At 39.5% G+C, this 15,636-nt stretch carries 9 protein-coding genes, 1 tRNA gene, 4 pseudogenes and 1 CRISPR repeat array; of the genes and pseudogenes, 6 read left to right on the top strand and 8 right to left on the bottom strand.

All coding sequences use genetic code 11. The annotated features are described in order from the left end of the window. The 3 genes and pseudogenes from cas3f to TI10_RS21460 form a co-directional block, all read right to left on the bottom strand. Window positions 1-2,401, bottom strand: a pseudogene (cas3f, locus tag TI10_RS21470) (type I-F CRISPR-associated helicase Cas3f); the annotation flags it as partial. Window positions 2,402-3,353: 952 nt separating this feature from the next. Beyond that, window positions 3,354-3,785 (bottom strand): hypothetical protein, encoded by a 432-nt coding sequence (locus tag TI10_RS21465; protein ID WP_049585352.1) that lies wholly within the window; start codon window positions 3,783-3,785, stop codon window positions 3,354-3,356. Between the two features lie 1,139 nt (window positions 3,786-4,924). Further along, window positions 4,925-5,012, bottom strand: a tRNA-Ser gene (locus TI10_RS21460). Between the two features lie 184 nt (window positions 5,013-5,196). Between TI10_RS21460 and tusE the strand changes: the two genes are divergently transcribed. Continuing rightward, on the top strand, window positions 5,197-5,526 hold the full coding sequence (gene tusE / locus TI10_RS21455; protein ID WP_049585365.1) for a sulfurtransferase TusE: 330 nt from the start codon (window positions 5,197-5,199) through the stop codon (window positions 5,524-5,526). A 13-nt stretch (window positions 5,527-5,539) separates the two neighbouring features. On the opposite strand, the gene yccX is transcribed toward tusE, so the two are convergent. Then, on the bottom strand, window positions 5,540-5,818 hold the full coding sequence (gene yccX, locus TI10_RS21450) for an acylphosphatase (protein ID WP_049585351.1): 279 nt from the start codon (window positions 5,816-5,818) through the stop codon (window positions 5,540-5,542). Window positions 5,819-6,041: 223 nt separating this feature from the next. Here yccX and hspQ point away from each other — a divergent pair. Beyond that, window positions 6,042-6,358, top strand: a pseudogene (gene hspQ, locus TI10_RS21445) (heat shock protein HspQ). Between the two features lie 52 nt (window positions 6,359-6,410). Further along, window positions 6,411-6,858: a CRISPR direct-repeat array (repeat unit 28 nt; unit sequence TTTCTAAGCTGCCTGTACGGCAGTGCAC). Between the two features lie 376 nt (window positions 6,859-7,234). Here hspQ and TI10_RS21440 read toward each other — a convergent pair. Further along, the gene (locus tag TI10_RS21440; RefSeq protein WP_049585350.1) at window positions 7,235-7,648 is read right to left on the bottom strand and encodes a CoA-binding protein; all 414 of its coding nucleotides are present in this window, start codon (window positions 7,646-7,648) and stop codon (window positions 7,235-7,237) included. 123 nt (window positions 7,649-7,771) lie between these two features. Here TI10_RS21440 and mgsA point away from each other — a divergent pair. Next, window positions 7,772-8,229, top strand: a pseudogene (gene mgsA, locus TI10_RS21435) (methylglyoxal synthase). Window positions 8,230-8,354: 125 nt separating this feature from the next. Here mgsA and helD read toward each other — a convergent pair. Further along, window positions 8,355-10,409 (bottom strand): DNA helicase IV, encoded by a 2,055-nt coding sequence (gene helD, locus TI10_RS21430; protein ID WP_049585349.1) that lies wholly within the window; start codon window positions 10,407-10,409, stop codon window positions 8,355-8,357. 180 nt (window positions 10,410-10,589) lie between these two features. On the opposite strand from helD, the pseudogene yccS reads away from it, so the two are divergent. Continuing rightward, window positions 10,590-11,789 (top strand): annotated as a pseudogene (yccS, locus tag TI10_RS21425) (YccS family putative transporter); the annotation flags it as partial. Between the two features lie 59 nt (window positions 11,790-11,848). On the opposite strand, the gene TI10_RS21420 reads toward yccS, so the two are convergent. Then, entirely contained in the window at window positions 11,849-12,451 is a 603-nt protein-coding gene (locus TI10_RS21420) for a TfoX/Sxy family DNA transformation protein (protein WP_049585348.1), read from the bottom strand. A gap of 247 nt (window positions 12,452-12,698) precedes the next feature. Between TI10_RS21420 and sulA the strand changes: the two genes are divergently transcribed. Further along, window positions 12,699-13,259: an SOS-induced cell division inhibitor SulA gene (sulA, locus tag TI10_RS21415; RefSeq protein WP_049585347.1), complete on the top strand. Its 561-nt coding sequence runs from the start codon at window positions 12,699-12,701 to the stop codon at window positions 13,257-13,259. A 559-nt stretch (window positions 13,260-13,818) separates the two neighbouring features. Beyond that, window positions 13,819-14,919, top strand: a complete 1,101-nt coding sequence (ompA, locus tag TI10_RS21410; protein WP_049585346.1) for a porin OmpA — start codon at window positions 13,819-13,821, stop codon at window positions 14,917-14,919. A gap of 137 nt (window positions 14,920-15,056) precedes the next feature. Here ompA and matP read toward each other — a convergent pair whose 3' ends face one another. Beyond that, window positions 15,057-15,512, bottom strand: coding sequence for a macrodomain Ter protein MatP (gene matP, locus TI10_RS21405; RefSeq protein WP_049585345.1), 456 nt, complete (start codon window positions 15,510-15,512; stop codon window positions 15,057-15,059). Window positions 15,513-15,636 lie beyond the last annotated feature (124 nt).

Here is a 15,636-nt window from a genome sequence, read left to right as displayed (position 1 = left end):
ACGTTGAATCTAGTCGATGTTCAATATGAGAACGTATCGCCATAGGATGCTGACTGTGATAAACACAATAATGGACGTGCACATTTTCAGGAGATGGTATCTGCAATAACCGCTGTGCGACGGCAACTAGTGGATTGATGTTTGCCATACGGATTAAACCAATAGAAACAGTCTTACCCGATGAATGAATTTGGTGATGGTTCTCATGCAGTTTCTGCATGGATTTATGCATAGTTTCTGCCAAAGCCGTAATCACATATTCAATTTGATGGCTTTTGAGCTCAACCGATACCAACTCTGCTTTACGTAAGGGGACCATATTCTCTAGCCGGACAAAGCGCTTATCAACAAAAGCTATATGCTGATCCCGGAATTGCTGTGCGTTAGTAACATCCCGTTGTGCCACATTATATTCATCAAACCAAGCGCAACAGATATTCACCGGAGCACCTGGTTGACCACATGCCAACTGGTAATCTTGACGTCCAGCCCGATAAGCATTGAACAATGTTTGAATCTGCGCAGGGGGTAACGTGGCAGATGAAAGCAATACCCGCGAACCTAATAACCCTGCCCAGTTCACTAGCCTACATAAAGCCGACAAATCGTTAATATCAAAATCATCGGGTTCATCTAACACCAAATCAGAAGTGAGCAATCTCAACATGGGTGCAATTTGCTTTCCACCACGAATACCCTCAGTGGCGGGAATTAAATGGTCGATGGTCGCTACTAGCACAGGTGCGCTAAGCAGCTTATTAAGTTTATTATCTTTGCCTTTATTTTTATCTTTGTCTTTACGTAGCCAGTGACTCAGACGCCCATCATCTAAGCTGCCGTCATATCTAACATATTGATGCTCTGCAAATAACTCTTCCGCGGATATGCTACCTACATCAGGCTCAAGTTCCTTTTGATGAAATTGATGTAACTCTTTCACTGCTTGCGAGCCAATTAGTACCGCTAAATCATCTTCTTCTAAATGCAGTCTTTTACGTAATGCATCACCGGTTTGTAACGTTAACGTCCTTAGCCCCAAAGCGATAGAAAAACGGCATCTTTGTTTTTCATCAGCTAATCCATACATGATGCGTGCATTAGCAAAAGTTTTACCACAACCAGTAGAAGCCATGTTAATGCCAAAAAAGCCTTGTTCTACTGAACGCTCACGCAAAGCACACGCCGCATCAAATGCCTGATCTTGCCAGCGATATTTTTCGTCTTTGCTACGTTGTTTAAATCCTTTATGCCGGGTAATCGCAGGTAGCGTTTTACGAATATGTGGCAAGCTTCTCCCTAGTAATAAAGCATTCTGCCCAACACCAATATTGTGTTCATCTAACCGCTGCTTGCACTTGCCAGTGGTTCTATCAGTATTAGCAAATACATCATAGTTGACATCCTGCCAACCCAAGGTTGCAGGCAATGATGAATAATGATGATCGGCCAGCATTAAAACCAATCGAGACATATGGCTGGTGAAACGCTGATTCAGATTGCCATATTGCAATAATGACGTTGATTGCAGTGCTCTTCGCGCAAATTTTTGCGCTTTCTGACGCCAAATCTGACTGCGGATAGGGGTACCATTTGGGAATGTCCAAATATCACGCTTATCCTGATCACTCCAGCCCTCCTTATCCATGTTGGTTGAGTTCCACGATGGTTCTAAGTGGTTAGTCAACCAATTATCAATGTATTCCAATTGCGGTTCGTTTGGATAATTACTGTCATAAGAAGGATAAACAGGAAGACGATGATGAGAGAGGATTAGCCAAGCGACAGTTGTTGCCAATGGAGGTAAGTTAGCAAAAGGCTTTACATAGGGATTAATACCATCTTTAACCAAGCGGGAAAGTACTTTATCTTCATCACCAGGCTCAATTTGACTCAACGAAGTCAGCCATTCCTTATCATTCTGCTCATCAACAAATGCCCGAAACAGCCGCAAAGATACCCATTCATGTCGGTACGGTTGGAACCGCCCATCTCCTCGTAAGCCTTGCTGGAACAACGCATTAGCTTTACCAAAATCATGAAATAGCCCGGCAATTGCTGCCAATAAGCTGATAGATTCAACACTGTGCCAATGATTCTCATCCTGGATTTTTAGTACATCACGCTTCGTATTCATAGGTACAACTCCCCGCGGGTTAAAGCGCCGCAAATTCCCGACAATCCATAACAACTCAGTTTAACCACCACTTTTTATCCAATGGCAAGCAACCGCCGTATTACAGAGCACTGTTTTACACAACAATTTACGTAAGGTGTTTAAACCTTCTGGTGTCATAGCCGTTTGCCAAGTTCTATCACCTTTACGTTCAGCAAATTGATCCAAAATTCGGCGGGTTTCTGTTAGCGCACGTTTGTTGCATTGAGAGACTAAAAGAATATTCATCGTGCCACCTGACTCAGTTGTTGAGCAGTTGTTTGCAAGGCATCAATTTCTCCAGCCATTGCCGCAATAAATGCTTGTTTTCTAAGCTGCCTGTACGGCAGTACACGTCTGGCGGTATTGCATGGTAAAACCCGTCGTTTACTAAGCTGCCTGTACGGCAGTGCACCGTTACATATTAACTTTAACCTTCTGATTTTTAAATAGCATAGCTATTAAGAAGTAAAAAACCCTTTTTATAAAAGACAATTAATTTATCCATAAGATCAATTAATTACAACTCACTTCAAAAAAAGGGTAAAAATTAAGGTAGCAGTAAAAACACCATCACATACTTAAGTCGTCTGTCCTAAGACCTATGCAGTAAGTAAGAATTATTGCCTGTAAAATGTTCAATGATAATGAAACCACCCCACTGAACTCAGTCATCAGCAAAAATCAGTACCTCTTAATCTCGCAACCTTTTTCAAAGTTGGCATCATTCAACACACCTACAATTGCTCTAATTCCACCAGGCGCTTAAATATTGAAAAGTTCAGTGTTACCCAATTTACCAAGTCTCCAATTCATATTTTCAGCAACATAATTAGCTTAATTAAAGATATAATCTAGATCACTGTTATTACGAGATAGAATATAAACACTACAGGTAAAAAATGATTATTTACCGCCACCATTTCAATCAAATTCCTCTACTCATGAGTTATTTTATTTCCATTCATTTATCTTATTAACTAATAAGGTTATAATGACTCACATCCATAATATAACCATTACACCAATCACTTATATAAACCATTTCAGTAGCCATTCCCATCATTAAATAAAAATATTAGGTTATTTTCTCATGTATCTCATATTCCACTCCATCTGAACAATAGTGGATTATCTCTATAATCAAGGAAATGCCCTGAAAATATCAGAGCATTTTTTAAGTTAAACCCATTGTTCGCTATTAACGCCGTAGTATGGTGTAAGAGAATATCATGTTACGAAGATAATCGTTGTCAACTTTATTATCAATAATTTCACCGGTCTCAAGAATCAATCGATGAGTTGGTTCTTTTGAACAAAGAATCATAAGTCGCATTTTATCTTTTATAAGCCAGCTACCATTGCTCGCCGGACTAAGCCAGTAAGACTTGATCAAAATATTACCCTGACCATCACAAGGCATTTCATTAAATTTTACCGTCCAATTAGCATCAATCTCGGCTTCTTTATTGATAGGTCCATTCTCACCTTTAATATCAATAGAACCATAAAATAAGAAGTCACCATCAACAAGGTGAACTTTACCGTCACTCCATCTTGAATATCCTAATCCAATATTTTTAGGGATATTTACCAACGTTTGATATTGAACACCTTTAATTGCATACATCATGTTTCAATCCTCTTTTGTATAGTTACTGTATGAAAATAGAATTCAACTACTACGGACTTAATTAACAACCGCAATATTATTGCTCTATGAATAAATAATTCATTAGATTTTTTCCATTCCATGTTTTTATGGTAAATTATTCAATCCTCTTATAAATAAATTTATCCATCGGCCAAAAACTTTATTATATCCTGATATTTTAAAAAGATAATCTTAAATTATCTATATTATTGCAAGTTAAAATCATTTAAATACATTAATTTTTCATTTAAAAATCAAATTAATTCTTTACATTAAAAAACAAAAACCTATAAAACCTTATTTTTAATTCTAAAAAATTACATACACTCCAATTAAAAATTAATTATAAAAATATTATTTGATATTTATCACACATAAGGCAAAACAGAATAAACGGTTGTAATTCATCAATTTGTAATTATTATTCATTATGAGGAAAATCAATAATTTTGGATACAAAGTACATATTCTACCATTAAATTAGTCAATTAAATCCCAATCAATTAAGCCATCAAATATTATATTATCGAGTTCCTGAATATATTCACATACAATTATATTTACCAATCTACTTTTACATCAATAATAAGTTTAATTAACCACTAAAAATCAAAATTAACCTTACAGATAAAACCGCTTATAATATATTCTATCAAATAACTGCAATGATAAGAAAATAATAGAATGAAGATTATATAAACTCTGGTTAATCCATTGAAATTTATAATGATAGTGAGTTTGACATCCCTACCTTGTCATTGCACTCTAATATAATTATAAAAACAAAATGGACTAACGACAATTTGAGTGAACATTATTAGACAAACCCATTCAGAGATTACAATCTATATAATCCGATAAATATCCAGTCTAGCGAAATTAAAAAATCTCAAGATCAGATAATTTTTTTATTTACTATAAAATTTTTGTCACCAATTTCAGTAGTGATGCACCAGCATATACAGGAATCATGAAGCTTCATAAGTTAGGTGACATACGCAGCCATTTTTGTAATGTTTTTCTACCAGCTTGCAACCATCATACGGTAGCATGACCATATTTCACTATTCTTATTGATTTTATTGGAAAAAGTAGACTTTAAGGGATGTTAGTAGAAGTGGCGGAGGAGGAGAGATTCGAACTCTCGGATGGTTTCCCATCGGCGGTTTTCAAGACCGCTGCCTTAAGCCGCTCGGCCACCCCTCCGCAATGGGGTGCACTATAAACAGCACCGAGACAGATGTAAAGTCTCCTCCTGTTCGATTGCCGTAAATTTACCCTTTTTCACGGTCGTTGGCTTATTTTATCCGCATATGTGCATACCATCCTTGGGTACAGAAGTGATTTTTGCTAAATTACAGCTACTTTTCTTTGATGGTTATTAATGATTATGTTGGTATTCGAAGGTCAAGAAATCGAAACCGATGCGCAAGGTTATCTGAAAAATAGTAGTGACTGGCAGGAAGCAATAGCTTTACTCCTCGCCGAACAAGAAGAAATCACTTTGACTGAACAGCATTGGGAAGTCATTCGTTTTATCCGAGAGTTTTATCAGGAGTTTAATACATCCCCGGCTATCCGTATGTTAGTAAAAGCAATCGCACAAAAATATGGCGAAGAAAAAGGCAACAGTCGCTATCTTTACCGTCTGTTTCCCAAAGGGCCGGCAAAGCAGGCAACTAAAATTGCCGGGCTGCCGAAACCAGTAAAATGTATCTAATCAATAATCCAGTTCAGTGGCGGACACTAAAATCTACAACATCCTCCACTGCGCAGGCTTGAGATGAAAAATTATCTATTCGTGATCCCGGCGGACCACCCTGCTCCAGCCAATGAGTTAATTTATTTAGTTGTTCACTGTCACCATAAGCTACGATTTTGACACTACCGTCATGCAAATTACAGACATAACCTGTAAGATTATTAAATTTCGCCCAACGAAAAGTTTGATAGCGAAATCCAACTCCCTGAACCCGGCCATAAACATAAATTGTTATCCCATATTTAATCATAATTACCCCGTATCAACCCAATCACCTTGCGGTATCGCTCACATATATAGTTAAGCACACGACTGTTAGTTGTGTTTTATATTTACTACAGCTAACCTGAAACAGATGAAGTCTCGCTCGCAATTAAAGCAAAAAAGACTTCAACCACCGGGTATGCTCTTGTAATTCACCTTACTGCCCTTATATCAATGTCAATGCAAGATCTTCTTTGGAGGTGACTATGATTATCGCCAGCAAATTCGGTATCGGCCAACAAGTACGTCACAAGCTTCTTGGTTATTTAGGAGTCATCGTGGATATTGATGTGGAATACTCTCTGGACCAACCCAAGAGGATGACATTGCATCCAATGCTACTTTGCGTTCCGCTCCTTGGTATCACGTTGTGATGGAAGATGACAACGGTCAACCTGTACATACTTATTTAGCAGAAGCACAATTAGCCTATGAAACATCTGATGAACATCCAGAGCAACCTTCTCTAGATGAGCTAGCAGAGTCCATCCGCAATCAGCTATTAGCCCCAAGACTACGCAATTAATACTCCCCTTATACCCCTTAAGCAATCTAAGGCAGTTATCGTATTTTTAAGCTGCCTAAGCTGCCTGTACGGCAGTGCACTCCTTCCTCGTGATAAGTACAGCCGCTAAAGCTTTCTAAGCTGCCTGTACGGCAGTGCACGCTGGTCATGTGGCAGAAATTAATATTAACGTTTTCTAAGCTGCCTGTACGGCAGTGCACTCAGATTTGCAAGAACATCAGTTTCATCAACCTTTCTAAGCTGCCTGTACGGCAGTGCACTACCAAGCTAACAACTCACTGGGCGTAGTAAATTTCTAAGCTGCCTGTACGGCAGTGCACCCGGACAGGGGTGAAGCCCCATGCCCGATACATTTCTAAGCTGCCTGTACGGCAGTGCACAATTGGGCGTTATGTACCCGCTCGACTGGCAATTTCTAAGCTGCCTGTACGGCAGTGCACTTAACAGTTGAGGCTCATCAAGGAACATTGTTTTTCTAAGCTGCCTGTACGGCAGTGCACTGTTACATATTAACCTTAAGTTGCTGACTGTTAAAGAATATAGTGATAAAAAATGAAAAAACCCTTTTTTTAGGAGATATTTTATTTTTCTTTTAAATCAATAGGTTATTTTTTGATGATAAAAAAGGGTCAAAACAGGGGGGCAGCAAAAGCACCATATCTTATAGCAACGAAAGTGTAGATTCTGGCAAAATTCAGCAGCCATAAGAACAACTAAAATTGCCTTAAAATATTGTAATAACTGTAAAAGTAGATTTCATAAGATGTCTAAAGAAACAAACTCAATATCCAACTTAAACATTATTTGAACACTTGGAACCCGGACACCGCCTCTCATCCATTGATTAGAAACCAAATAATCACAAGCTGAAAAATATTATTTTTCGAGTCCCAATCTTGGAATTTCAATTTTTGGGCAGCGATCCATAACAACATCCAGACCAGCTTCCTCTGCCAACGCTTTTGCCTGCTCATTAATAACACCAAGTTGCAACCAAAGAACATTTGCTTTGATATCTATAGCTTCTTGCGCAATGTCATATGCAGCTTCAGCATTACGGAACACATCAACCATATCAACAGGTTGCGGAATATCTGCCAGTTGTGCATACACTCGTTGCCCAAGCAGTGTTTGTCCGGCAAGCTTCGGGCTGACAGGAATCACCTGATAGCCTTGTTCCAGTAAATAAGCCATAACTTTATAACTTGGACGAGTCGTTTTTTCACTTGCGCCTACCAAAGCGATAGTTTTTACTCGTTTTAGTATGTCTGCAATTTTCTGGTCACTCATTTATTACTCCTTAAAATCCGATATTTTTACTTTGCTTATTTATATCAATGTATATGATAAACATTGTTATCAATTGAACTCACTACGCTCGAAAACACAACAACGATTATCAAAGGTATCCTTATGGAATTAACAACCCGCACAATGGCAGCTTCTAAAAATATAGCGCTTATTGCACATGACCATTGTAAAATTTCGCTACTAACCTGGTCCAAAAACATAAAAATTTACTCAAAAAACATCATTTATACGCCACCGGCACAACCGGTAATCTGATTCAGAACGAAACCGGATTGCCCATTACCAATATGCTTAGTGGCCCAATGGGTGGAGATCAACAAATTGGTTCTTTAATCTCAGAAGGGAAAATTGATGTATTGATATTTTTCTGGGACCCACTTAATGCCGTGCCTCATGATCCCGACGTAAAAGCACTGCTTCGCCTTGCTACAGTATGGAATATCCCTGTTGCAACCAATCTGGCATCTGCAGATTTTATTGTTAGTTCCCCTCTGTTTTCTGAATCAGTAAATATTCAAGTGCCTGATTATCAAAATTATTTGAATGAACGTTTGAAATAAGTCTTTACAACATATACCTACAACTACACGCTTGCTCCAAGCCAGATACTTAGGAAAAAACAAAAGTGGGATTTCCAGCAAAGATATCCCATGATAGCCCTGAATCTTTCAGCTAAAGAAAAACCTCAAGGTTTACGTTGAACAGGCACATTTAGCCGCTCTAATTGACGCACAAACACCGATGGATTCTTCTTATCCTGCATCAACCACACCTGCTTCTTCGCCCGTGTTAATGCAACATATAAAAGGCGACGCTCCTCCGCATCCGGAAAATCCTCCAGCGGCGGCAATAAAACCCGCTCTATCACAGACTCCCTTGCTGGTGCAGGAAGACCATCTTGCCCCTGATGTAAACCAAGAATAATCACATAATCCGCTTGTCGTCCTTTGGAAGCATGAACAGTCATAAACTCTATTTTCAGTTTAGGCCAGCGAGTTGCTGCTTTTTTCAGTAATTCAGGTTTCAAATAGTGATAACGTGCTAGTAATAAAATCGTTTCCTGCTCAGTGACATAGCCACTCATTTTATTCAATAAAGATTCAAGCTGATCTTCTGGCAGGATAACAATTGATTTTTTATTACCCTTAATCAAACTATTCAGTGGCTTCCTTAATTGATTTGGATTTTGTTGCACAAACGCGTTAGCAATCTCACCAATCCTATCATTAAACCGATAGGAGATATCCAATACACATTCAGCATCTTTACCAAAATAATCAGCAAATGCAGTAGTCAACATCGGTTCCGCACCATTGAAACGATATATTGCTTGCCAGTCATCCCCTACGGCAAACAGGCAACCTTGGCTATTTTGCGCTCGCAATGCAGTGAGCAATTTGGCCCCTAATGGTGAAATATCCTGAAACTCATCAACCAGAATATGCTTCCACGGGCTGATAAACCGCCCTTTATCCAGAATATTCACGGCCTGACGGACTAACCCTGAGTAATCAACAGCACCTTCTGTTTTTAATGCAGATTTCCACGCCCTTAATAAAGGTCCCATCAGGCGAATACATTTTTGAAACCGATCCAAATACTCTTCCTGAGTTTGCTCTATCATTGCCTTCTGACTACCACCATGTATACGCATCAAACCCAGCCAACGTTCAAGCCGGTCTGACAAACGGTTAGCAAGCTGTTCATCGTGCCAAAATTCACCTTCCGGCACTTCCCATTTCAGCTCTTCCGTCAGACATTCCCGCCAACCTTTGGCCTGTGCTTTCTTCTCACTGCATTGTTGCTGCCAGTGTTTAATCAAAAAATCTCTTCTTTTTTGCTCATCAGTTTCCAGTTCACTGATTTTTGGTACTTTATTACTTCCTTGCTGAATGATATGCAACGCCAGAGCATGAAACGTTTTTACTTTAATATCATTCACACCAAGACGAATATGAATCCGTTCATTCATCTCATTTACCGCCTGATTATCAAACACCAATAGCAATATCTGTTCGGGAATCACCTGTTGGCGAAGTAATAACCAACCCGCTCTCGCAACTAACACAGATGTTTTTCCACTCCCCGCGCCAGCAAGAACCAGAACTGAATTTTCATCGTTAACAACAGCCAAACTCTGAGAAAGATTTAACGGAGATGTTTCTACCCGCTGAAAGAAATCACGATGTTGCTCCAACATGCGTTCTGTCCATTGCAGATTCATCTTTTCAACAAGCTTTTCGCCATTCTCAAGCCATCGCAAACACGTTTGATAGCCATCCCGGCAATGATCAAATTGTTCCAGACGCGGTAACGGCAATGGTAAAGCCTGAAACGCCGCCTGAATCCGCTGTTGTAACTGGAACAAATCCGTTTTTTTAAACCAACGATTCTGTTGGTCAATTCTGTTGATTTCACTAACCTGAGTTGCCAGTACATCAGCACTAATATCACTCATTTCCTGGCTCCATTTCTGCCATTCACCAAGCAGATAATGGTAAAAACGCTGAGTTTGCCGCCATTCAGTGCCATGAAGGCGAACCGCTTGTCTATCGGGCAGTTCAAACTCTAACTCACCCCAGACAATACCTCGTTTACACTGAATATTAATTAACTGGTTAAATGGGATCAGGTATTGATGCTTCTCACCACTGACTTCAATACCCGCATTCAGCAAACGCACCCGATTATAAGGATGCTGAGCAAGACGTTGACCAATTTGTGTTGCTTTAAGTTCCATTATCGAGCGCCATACCTAAAAAATAGTTGAATTATGTCTTATAAGAGTTTTTTATCACTAATAAACCTTTTATCATAATAGTTATTTATACCCTATGGATTTCAAGATGCATCGCGACGGCAAGGGAGCGAATCCCCGGGAGCATAGAGAACTATGTGACCGGGGTGAACGAACGCAGATTTGGAAAGTTCCCTACAACAACTCAATAAGCAACAGAAACATAACCTCAAGATTATCGCCTTATATAATTTGCTGAAAAACCTGCGTGCAATTGATGCGCAATTAACAAGCATGAATTCTGGACGAGACAATCTTTCTAAAGACAAAAAAGATGAAATTCAACTATCTGACGAAACGTTGACTGGCTGGCGTGACATCTGTTTAAGGCTCAACCGTCACCTAACCCCACAATCAGCCCTGTTCCGCCATGCAATCCGGATGTCTGCTCTGCTATGTAGCGGCTACACCATGATCCAGTTGTTGGACTTACAACATGGGTATTGGATTTTACTAACCAGTCTGTTTGTTTGCCAACCCAACTACAGCGCTACCCGCCGCCGTTTAACACTAAGAATAATAGGAACCGTTGCCGGCGTATTGATCGGTTTGCCAATCCTTTACTTTGTGCCATCTATTGAGGGACAACTGGTGCTAATTGTTATTTCTGGCGTATCGTTCTTCGCCTTCCGCAATACTCAATATGCACATGCAACCCTGTTTATCACATTACTGGTACTATTATGCTTCAATTTGCTAGGTGAAGGCTTTGAAGTCGCATTACCAAGAATTATTGATACATTAATTGGCTGTGGCAGCGCCTGGTTAGCCGTAAATTTCATCTGGCCAGACTGGAAATTCCGCCAATTATCACAAGTGATAAGCCGGACGATGAACACCAATTGTCGCTACCTTGATGCCATTTTAGTTCAATATTATCAGGGAAAAGATAATGGGTTGAACTATCGAATTGCCCGCCGCGATGCCCATAATAGTGACGCAGAACTGGTATCCGTTATTTCAAACATGTCTGCCGAGCCGAAAAGTGACCAGACTTCTCAAGAAAAAGCATTCCGGCTATTGTGCCTAAATCACACCATGCTAAGTTACATCTCTGCGCTAGGAGCACATTGAGATAAATTGGACAATGAAGTTATCCTAGACATTCTTAATGATGTTGTTTGTTATGTCGATACAGCATTGAAACCGGCATTAATAGATGATGATAAAATTAAGCAAACACCCGTCAACATAGCGAAAAGAATCGAGCAAGCTCCGGTAGAAAAAAATAGTAAAGAGCAACAGGTATTGCAACAAACCCGTTTATTAATAGAATTGCTACCTGAAATCGTCAATACCATTAAACAAATTAATCAATTATAACCAAGTTGATATACTGGGGCAGTTGACTGCCCCTTTTATTAGCTATTCACGATAAAGATCTAACAAGCCAGCTCCTTGTGCCAGCGTAATAAATCATTACGGATCTGTACCGGTAAAACGGCTGAATGACATCCTTCAATTGCACCAGCTAAAGCAAGTAATAAACTAACATTAAATTTTCTTTTATATTGATGCAGTTTTAAATAACTGGCTTTCGCACCTAACAGCCGCAAATCTTCAACTTTACATATTCCAACTTTCCATAACTGACGCTCCAAAGACATTCCAAGATTAGGTAAATCCTTCAAACGCTCTGGCATCTTCTTTTTACCCGCCATTTCAATAAATGAGTAGTGATAAGCCAAATGCGCATATTGAGATAACAACTCTTGATCTTGCCAAAGTGATTCAACGACTTGGTAATAACGCAAAGTTACAGGCACTCCCTTTTTCGAATAAATATAGTTTTTCATTCCTCTGGCTTTAAATAATACTTCAGCATGGCCATTTCCGCGTAAATATAATTCTCCATCAGCAATAATAGCGAACATAATCCCATCAGATAACAGGCTGTAACCGCCAAACTGCGGCTTCCTTGTCAAGGTTCCAAACGAAGAAAAACCATTTTTGAGTTGAGTAAAACGTACCTCAGACAAAAACATACAGATCACTCCATGAGTTTTGTGCAAATAAATCTCTTATCCATAGATTTGCCCCAATTATTAGCAAAATAAATAACAGGAACAAGCAATTAAAAACATACGCAATCCAGTTTTCTCTGCCAATGATTAAATGAGTTTACAGCCATTTACAGTCAATATTTGCGAAGCTCTTTGAAAAAATAGACTTGATCTTAGCCTGATATGAAGATACTGTATATTAATACAGTTAATTGTAGCGAGGTTCATTATGGGCATTCAATCATCCTGGGTTTACCCTTCTAAACATCAGTCAACCAAAAAGCAGTTATCACTCTCTTCACCTACACAAAATAATTCAGCCAGAAGAGAGGGGGTAGTGAAAGAGGGTAAAGAAGGCATAGCGGAAGGTATAGTGAGTGAATTGATTTATAGCGATAACCAAGCTGTCATTAATCGTATATTGCTACCTTTGTTACGCCAATCAGGAAATGAAGCCCGCTGGCTGTTATGGGTTAGTCCACATAAGAAACTGAGCCGCCAATGGTTAATTAACTCCGGATTACCTTTAGGTAAGATTGTCCAATTAAATCGCATCAGCTCCATCACAACGGTAGAAGCAATGGCAAGAGCATTGGCGAGTGGTAATTACAGCGTGGTACTTGGCTGGTTACCAAAGTTATCAGAAAGAGATACCGTAAAATTACGGGCTGCGGCACAAAAAGGTCATGCACTGGGCTTTATTATGCGCCCACAAGATGCAAATAAAGAAACCAACTGTGCTGAATCGCGAACAGATTTACTAAAAATCCATTCCATTTACTATCATTGACTAAAACTAGAAATTATCGCAATATTTATAACACAAAATAAACAATTCAGACCGAAAGTCACTAATCACAATTAAAATCAATTAATTAAGGTAAGATTAGTTGTAAAGAATAGTAAATTTTTTTAAAAAACCATACATTATCTTTTAAATTTTTTACTCTATTAATCAAGGGGCACTTGTAACTTTTTAACTTCGTTGTAGACTTTACACCATTAAAGGTTACTGCGCTTATGCACCCTTGTATTGTTTGGTCCATCGGTTTTATGAAAGTGCAGTATTCCTAACTGAGTTTTTAATCAATATGGCTCAACAGCCTATCTTAGTAGATATTAAAAGATGCTAAATTAGTGCAGGTCATTCTTATGGATGAATAGTGAACACGGAAACGCGCAAAATTCAAAGCGTACACACAATAATGGTACCGGAGAATTTGAGCACAATTTCAGTGCTCGCTTTTATTACAAAGAATGGCAAATGAAAGCCTAATGGGATAGGCAGTCAGTAAAAAGGCTCCCAAAGCCAATTGCCTATTGGGTGATGATAATAACGAGGCGTTAAAATGAAAAAGACAGCTATCGCGATAGCAGTGGCAGTGGCCGCTTTCACAACTGCAACGCAAGCAGCTCCAAAAGACAACACTTGGTATACCGGTGGTAAGTTGGGTTGGTCCCAATACCATGACGTAAACTTCTACGGCAACGGTTATACCAGTGCAATCGGTAATGGCCCTACTCACAAAAACCAATTGGGTGCGGGTGCTTTCTTAGGTTATCAAGCCAATCCGTACCTGGGTTTTGAAATAGGTTATGACTGGTTAGGTCGCATGTCTTACAAAGGCAGCGTCAATAATGGTGCCTTCAAAGCTCACGGTTTCCAATTGGCAACCAAACTGAGCTATCCAATTATGGATGACTTGGATATCTATACTCGCCTAGGCGGTATGGTTTGGCGGGCAGACTCCAAAGCAAATTACGGCGCAACCAATACTCATCTGAAAAATCATGACACCGGTGTTTCTCCACTGGCAGCCATCGGTGTTGAGTATGCGATAACTAAAGACTGGGCGACTCGTCTGGATTACCAGTGGGTTAACAATGTCGGTGATGCAAGTTCAGTAGGCGCACGTCCTGATAACGGCCTGTTAAGCGTAGGTGTTTCTTACCGTTTCGGCCAAGATGAAGCAGCAGCGCCTGTTGTCGCTCCAGCTCCGGTTGTTGCTCCAACACCAGCGCCAGCACCCGTTGTTGAAAATAAACGTTTTACCCTGCGTTCTGACGTGCTGTTCGAATTTGCAAGTTCTGAGCTGAAAACCGAAGGTAAACATACTTTGGATCAACTCTATACTGAGTTAGCAAATATCGACCCAAATCAGGGCAAGGTACTGGTTTTAGGCTACACTGACCGTATCGGTAAAGACGCTTACAATCAGAAACTGTCTCAAAAACGTGCGCAAAGCGTAGTTGACTATCTGGTATCTAAAGGTATTCCTGCCGGCAGCATCAGCGCAGAAGGCCACGGTAAAGCAAATCCAGTCACTGGTTCTACCTGCGATAAGATTCGCAAACCTAACCTAATCAACTGTCTGGCGCCAGATCGTCGTGTAGAGATCGAAATTCAGGGCATTAAAGAAGTTGTTACTCAAGCACAATCTGCTCAATAATAGCCTTCTTGGTTATAATTAATCATCGAAAGCTCAGAAAGCCCCATTATTAGATGGGGTTTTCTTTTAACGATAGTGAAATTTTATATCAAACTGATTAAGGTGCTTATTGCGATACCAACCGATAACAACTGAAATTACTCTTTCTTACCCAGAATAGCTTCCAAGTCATGTTTCAAGCTGGACATTTGATTAGCATATTTTTCTTTCCGTTCAGCATCTTCAATTAACTGGATGATAGTTTCGGACAGCGTATTACCCCGTCGTTGAGAAAGTGCAGATAAGCGGTGCCACACAGGAAAATCTAAATCGATAGATTTCTTACGAGTATGCTGATGTTCCGCATTAAAATGCCGTTTACGCCGAGCGCGGATAGTTTGTTTCATCCGGTTGGATAAATCAGGATTCATATGCTGCTCAATCCATTTCAGTACCTTGACCGGTTCACTCTCAAGTTCAATGAGTTTATCAACTGCTGCATAAGCCGCACTGTTTTCAATATATTTAGTAATTGGCTCGCCTTCTTGATGTTTTTTCATCAGATAAGCCCACTTCCAGCCACATTCCAAATTTTCCAGTTGTTGATATTTCATCTTACTTTCTCAGTGACAGCGTAACTAAAAATAAGCATAACAACTATTTTAGTAAATTGCTTATAGCCAAACGGATTAATATCTGTTTTTTGATCAAATTATGTTTTACATAAAGTGTCTACAA

The organism is Photorhabdus luminescens subsp. luminescens, from assembly GCF_001083805.1.
Classification (GTDB): domain Bacteria; phylum Pseudomonadota; class Gammaproteobacteria; order Enterobacterales; family Enterobacteriaceae; genus Photorhabdus; species Photorhabdus luminescens.
This window is presented reverse-complemented; position numbering and strand designations above follow the sequence as displayed.

Coding starts and splice junctions, on each gene's coding strand:
- TI10_RS21440 (WP_049585350.1), bottom strand. CDS start 7,648: ATGAGTGACCAGAAAATTGCAGACATACTAAAACGAGTAAAAACTATC.
- sulA (WP_049585347.1), top strand. CDS start 12,699: ATGGGCATTCAATCATCCTGGGTTTACCCTTCTAAACATCAGTCAACC.
- ompA (WP_049585346.1), top strand. CDS start 13,819: ATGAAAAAGACAGCTATCGCGATAGCAGTGGCAGTGGCCGCTTTCACA.
- helD (WP_049585349.1), bottom strand. CDS start 10,409: ATGGAACTTAAAGCAACACAAATTGGTCAACGTCTTGCTCAGCATCCT.
- TI10_RS21420 (WP_049585348.1), bottom strand. CDS start 12,451: ATGTTTTTGTCTGAGGTACGTTTTACTCAACTCAAAAATGGTTTTTCT.
- matP (WP_049585345.1), bottom strand. CDS start 15,512: ATGAAATATCAACAACTGGAAAATTTGGAATGTGGCTGGAAGTGGGCT.
- TI10_RS21465 (WP_049585352.1), bottom strand. CDS start 3,785: ATGATGTATGCAATTAAAGGTGTTCAATATCAAACGTTGGTAAATATC.
- tusE (WP_049585365.1), top strand. CDS start 5,197: ATGTTGGTATTCGAAGGTCAAGAAATCGAAACCGATGCGCAAGGTTAT.
- yccX (WP_049585351.1), bottom strand. CDS start 5,818: ATGATTAAATATGGGATAACAATTTATGTTTATGGCCGGGTTCAGGGA.